At 46.6% G+C, this 4,881-nt stretch carries 5 protein-coding genes; 3 read left to right on the top strand and 2 right to left on the bottom strand.

Annotated features, from left to right (window positions below; all coding sequences use genetic code 11):
* Positions 1-82: 82 nt before the first annotated feature.
* Positions 83-595 (bottom strand): adenine phosphoribosyltransferase, encoded by a 513-nt coding sequence (locus tag C7B77_RS24065; RefSeq protein ID WP_106310874.1) that lies wholly within the window; start codon positions 593-595, stop codon positions 83-85.
* A gap of 341 nt (positions 596-936) precedes the next feature.
* On the opposite strand from C7B77_RS24065, the gene C7B77_RS24060 reads away from it, so the two are divergent.
* Positions 937-1,551 (top strand): DUF3038 domain-containing protein, encoded by a 615-nt coding sequence (locus C7B77_RS24060; RefSeq protein WP_106310871.1) that lies wholly within the window; start codon positions 937-939, stop codon positions 1,549-1,551.
* Positions 1,552-1,670: 119 nt separating this feature from the next.
* Positions 1,671-2,960 carry a tetratricopeptide repeat protein gene (locus C7B77_RS24055; RefSeq protein WP_106310868.1) on the top strand — a complete coding sequence of 430 codons (1,290 nt, stop codon included), beginning with the start codon at positions 1,671-1,673 and terminating at the stop codon, positions 2,958-2,960.
* Positions 2,961-3,179: 219 nt separating this feature from the next.
* Here C7B77_RS24055 and C7B77_RS24050 read toward each other — a convergent pair whose 3' ends face one another.
* Positions 3,180-4,004, bottom strand: coding sequence for an alpha/beta hydrolase (locus C7B77_RS24050; protein WP_106310865.1), 825 nt, complete (start codon positions 4,002-4,004; stop codon positions 3,180-3,182).
* A 151-nt stretch (positions 4,005-4,155) separates the two neighbouring features.
* Between C7B77_RS24050 and C7B77_RS24045 the strand changes: the two genes are divergently transcribed.
* Positions 4,156-4,881: S1C family serine protease (locus tag C7B77_RS24045; RefSeq protein ID WP_245894367.1), on the top strand; the 726-nt coding region annotated here is incomplete at its 3' end.

Here is a 4,881-nt window from a genome sequence, read left to right as displayed (position 1 = left end):
CCACAAGCCTAAAGCCTAAAGCCACAAGCCTAAAGCCTAAAGCCACAAGCCTAAAGCCTAAAGCCTAAAGCCTAAAGCCTAGTTAATAATGAACTAATGAGATAATCGGTACATCCGGCAGTAAAGAGCGACCATTAAGAGCGTCTAATTCGATGACAAAGGCGCAGCCGACAAGATTAGCACCAATTTCTTGTAATAACTTAGCTGTAGCGGCGGCGGTGCCACCAGTGGCAATTAAGTCATCTACGATTAAAATTCGACAGCTAGGAGCTACGGCATCTTGGTGAATTTCTAATTTGTCGGTGCCATATTCCAGTGCGTATTCTACACAATGGACGTCGGCGGGTAATTTCCCTGGTTTGCGGACGGGGATAAAACCGATCCCTAATTTGTAAGCTAGTGCTGCACCGAAAATAAAGCCCCGCGATTCCATCCCGACGATGTACTCAGGGTGTAAATCTGCAACTTTAGCGGCTAAGGTATCGATCGAGTATTTTAATCCGGCAGGATCGCGCAGGAGCGTAGTAATGTCGCGAAATAAGATCCCAGGTTTGGGAAAGTCGGGAATGTCACGAATGAGAGCTTTTAGATCCATAATACCGATCGGGATGAGTGAAGGGGTGAATAAGAATCGATCGTCGATGGTTAGGGGTTAATTGTCAATTGCGATTCGGAACGGACGACCTTGGGGAAGAGACGATTTAGGGGTAAATTAAACTAAAATCGAAGTGAGACAATGGCAAGCAACAAAGCCGAAGATCGGGTTTCGATCGGATCTAGTTACCGTAATGTGGTTAATATCTAAAATTCGGGTATGCTGATGTTGACGATCGAAACCAAAAATTCAAGATCGAGTGCAACAATTTTGCCATGGAATTGAGTCTAGATCTCTAATAATTTCTACCGCATCTATACTAGTCGATCGATCCTTGTAATATGACTGCATCGCTGATCAATGGCCCCATGTCCGAATCCCTCATGGGAATTATCGAAAGCTTACCCCACCCTGGTATCGTTGGGGACGCTTGTCCGCGCCGCACCAAAGTCGAACTCGATTTGATTTTACTCGCGATCGAAGCGATCGAGTCTGGCAGTTCGGAACAAATGTTACAACTTGCCAAAGAATTAAACCTGAGCGAAATTATCAAAAATCGCATCGTGCTATGGCGGATGCGCTCCACCAATCCCATGCGGCGCGCGCACACGCGGCGAATCTTATCAATTACAGAAGCCAAAGCTCTCAGTGCGATTGCCTGTAGATTAGCCAGTCGTCTTGCCGTTCCCATTCGTCAACTCCTCCAAGCCGAGCAGCAGCTCAGTGACAAGCAAATCCCCCCTGAATACAATTTCCGCCTTTCGGAATATTTAGACCGCTTCCGCGCCCATTTTCGCAGTAGGATGAATCCCCGCCGCGCGAAGGTGAGTGTTTATCAGGAAGACGATAAGTTAAATGAGTTGGCAATTTCGTTACTAACTAAGTTGTTATTCTGCACTGGTACGCTCGGTACGCAGCGATTGTGGATGAGTCTTTTCGATGGGGAAGTGAAGTAAAGTCGATTGCGGATTGGGGATTGCGGATTGTGGATTGCGAATTTTAGATTAAAATTCAAGAGCTAGACCATTCGATCGATTACCAGCGATTTATTTAAAATCCCCAAGCCCCAATCGATATGACACAAGAATATTATCAGCAAGGATTAGCCAAAGCAAAAGCAGGAGATTACCGTGGGGCGATTGCGGATTTCGAGCTGGCTCTAATTTCTGCGCCAGAATGGGCAGAACTCTACTATCGACGCGGTTTAGCCTATTTCGATCTCGGCGAGGTTTTGACGGCTATTTCTGACTATACACAGGCATTAGCTCTTGATTCGCAACACCGCGATTGTTCTTACGCACGCGCGTTAGCCAGATTGACGCTCAAGAATTTTCCAGGCGCGATGGAAGATATCGATCGAGCTATTCTATTCGGTCGAGATTACGCGCCAGCATATCAGCTCAAAGGGTTAGTATGCAAGAAGCTGGCCAAATATCCAGAAGCGATCTCCGCTTATAAGATCGCCGCCAATCTGTATCTCACTCAAAAAGATCCGGTTAATAGTCAGCGATGTCTGGATCTAGCTCAATCATTACAACCCCAGCAAAATCCGGCTCCAATCGTCCCAAAGCCGACGCCTAGATCCCCGTTAACCACGCCCGAGCAGTTTTATGCCCAACTGTTAGAACAAGGCGAACGCGGCGATCTTCAAGGCGCGATCGATAATGCTAATTGGGCGATTCAAACTAGCCCGAATGATGCCTGGGCTTATGCCTGTCGCGGTGCGTTATACACCAAAAAAGGCGATCTCACGGCGGCTTTGACCGACTTTAGTCAAGCAATTAAACTCGATCCTAACTCCCACGTTGCTTATCGCGGACGCGGCAAATTACGCGATCGCATGGGCGATTATCAGGGCGCAATTTTAGATTTCAATCGCGCTTTAACGATCGAACCAAACGATGTATTTATCTATTTAGCGAGAGGAAATGCGCGGGTCAATTTACACGAATATACCACGGCGATCGGCGATTTTACCCAAGCGATCGCGATCGATCCTCAAGAACCTTTAGCTTATCTACATCGCGCGCAAACATATATCAAAATCGAAGAATTAACCCACGCGATCGATGATTATCAACTAGCTGCAAATATCTATTTAGAGCGTCAAGATCTGACTAAATATCAAGATACGCTCAAGAATTTACAAAAGCTCCAACGTTCCGCACCCAAAACACCACCACGCCCAAATACAACTCCCTCTAGCTCGCAAAATGAAGCACTGCGCCAACGCTTGTATATCTTAGTCAGCGGACACTGGGCGATCGCCCAACGACTGATCGACAGGCTAAAAGAAGAGTATCCAGGATATCCAGAAGATTGGTATTTGCAACGGGTAATTTATAATCTAGAAAATGGATTGTGAACGCAATATCGATCTATAAATGAAATCAATTTAAATGTTGGCGAGCGGATATCTTTCGATCGATACTGGTAGGGGAGGGCGGGTTTTGTTTGAGATCCAACTGTAAAATCGACATTAACTAGCATAAACCCGCCCCTACAGACCCATGTAAATGAATAATTCATCCAACTTTGGAAGAAGATGCTGAGTCAAACAGGCTTGATTTAGATAGATCGATTGTTATTTTCGTGTTTCGAGCAGTTGTTGAAAAGATAAAAGAGCTTGTTGATGGCGGGTACCTGCGACATCAGTAAAATTGTTATGTCCGGCATTTGCTACCCATAAAGACATCTTGGGTTGTGGCGCGGCTTCGTAAAGAGATCGACCGTGGTCGAACGGAATTACCTCATCAGATTTTCCGTGCATTATTAACACGGGAGCACGAACTTTTGAGATCTTATCGAGATTGCTAAACTTATCGAATGGTAGCAAGGGAAAAGGAACGACAACTCTAAAGGCAGATGTAAATGTACTCTCCAAAATTAAGCCTGCAACCGTATTCTTAGAGGCTAATTCAGTTGCCGAACCACCCCCAACAGAGCGACCGTAGACAATAATTCGATCGGCAGGAATTTTAAGTTGTTGGGTTAGATAAGTATAAGCAGCATTGGCATCTTCATAAGCATTAGTTTCGCTAGGTTTGCCGCTGCTGGTACCGTAACCGCGATAGTCATAGGCAAACACGCTAAATCCCCAGCTATGTAAACGATCTAATTGCGGACGAACATAGCCCAGATCTTCGGCATTGCCGTGAATGTAAAGTAAAGTGTATTTAGCTTGAGGATTGGGCAAATATGTCGCTGAAATCCGATCTGTTTTAGCGATCGGCAGTTTGATAATATCCTTGGCATCTTTGTAACTAGCAGGCTGCGGCAAAAAAATCATGCTATCGGCTAGAACAAAGATAATTAATGCAAAGCAGACATAGACAAATAATAACGACTGACCGACTCTGTGCCAAATTGAGTCACCAAAGAGTAGTTTTTGAAATGAAAATTGGTGCATAAATATCTGGAACCAGTTCGATCGAGATTACAACAATACCTTACCAATCCTAGCCATTTTACTAGGTAAAATTCCCCCCATCATTCTAGTACCGTCAGACTCGATCGCGCGGCACAATGAAAACATTCAAGCCAGACGCGGAGCAAAGAACATGTCTTCATTACTAGAATTATCTAATAGTCTAGCCGATACCGTAGCTTCAGCCGGAACGGCAATCGTCGCGATCGAGACCGGACGGAGATTTTCTCCCAGCGGCATCCACTGGCGCAAAGGTATCGTCGTGACTTCCGATGAATCTCTCAAAAGCCATGACGATCTGACGATCGTTACCGATAGCGGCAAAGCCACCCCAATCGTCCTGTTGGGTCGCGATCCTTCTACAGATATTGCCGTATTTACACTTACAGACGCCGATAGCCTACCTGTAGCCACAGTCGGCGATACAACAACCTTAAAAGTCGGTCATCTAGTTTTGGGACTAGCTAGAAGCACCGAAGGCGACATCCGCGCGTCACTAGGCACAGTCAGCGTGCTAGGCGACTCCTGGCAGAGTATGAGCGGCGGCACGATCGATCGCTATATCCGCCCCGATTTGACCCTCTACAGAGGCTTTGCAGGCGGTGCATTAGTCGATGCCGCCGGACACATCGTCGGCATGAACACAACCGGGAAACGCGGTACCGCATTAACGATTCCCACCGAAACGATCGATCGAGTCGTCACCCAACTAGTCGCCAAAGGACGCATCGCCCGAGGCTATCTAGGCGTAGGAATGCAGCCAGTCCGCCTCTCCCCACAACTAACTAGTACTGACACCCAACTAGTCGCCAAAGGACGCATCGCCCGAGGCTATCTAGGCGTAGGAATGCAGCCAGTC

The sequence above is a fragment of the Chamaesiphon polymorphus CCALA 037 genome, assembly GCF_003003845.1.
Lineage (GTDB): Bacteria > Cyanobacteriota > Cyanobacteriia > Cyanobacteriales > Chamaesiphonaceae > Chamaesiphon > Chamaesiphon polymorphus.
This window is presented reverse-complemented; position numbering and strand designations above follow the sequence as displayed.

Bases quoted from the DNA above. Each gene is read 5' to 3' on its own strand.
- C7B77_RS24065 (WP_106310874.1), bottom strand. From the start codon at position 595: ATGGATCTAAAAGCTCTCATTCGTGACATTCCCGACTTTCCCAAACCT.
- C7B77_RS24050 (WP_106310865.1), bottom strand. From the start codon at position 4,004: ATGCACCAATTTTCATTTCAAAAACTACTCTTTGGTGACTCAATTTGG.
- C7B77_RS24060 (WP_106310871.1), top strand. From the start codon at position 937: ATGACTGCATCGCTGATCAATGGCCCCATGTCCGAATCCCTCATGGGA.
- C7B77_RS24055 (WP_106310868.1), top strand. From the start codon at position 1,671: ATGACACAAGAATATTATCAGCAAGGATTAGCCAAAGCAAAAGCAGGA.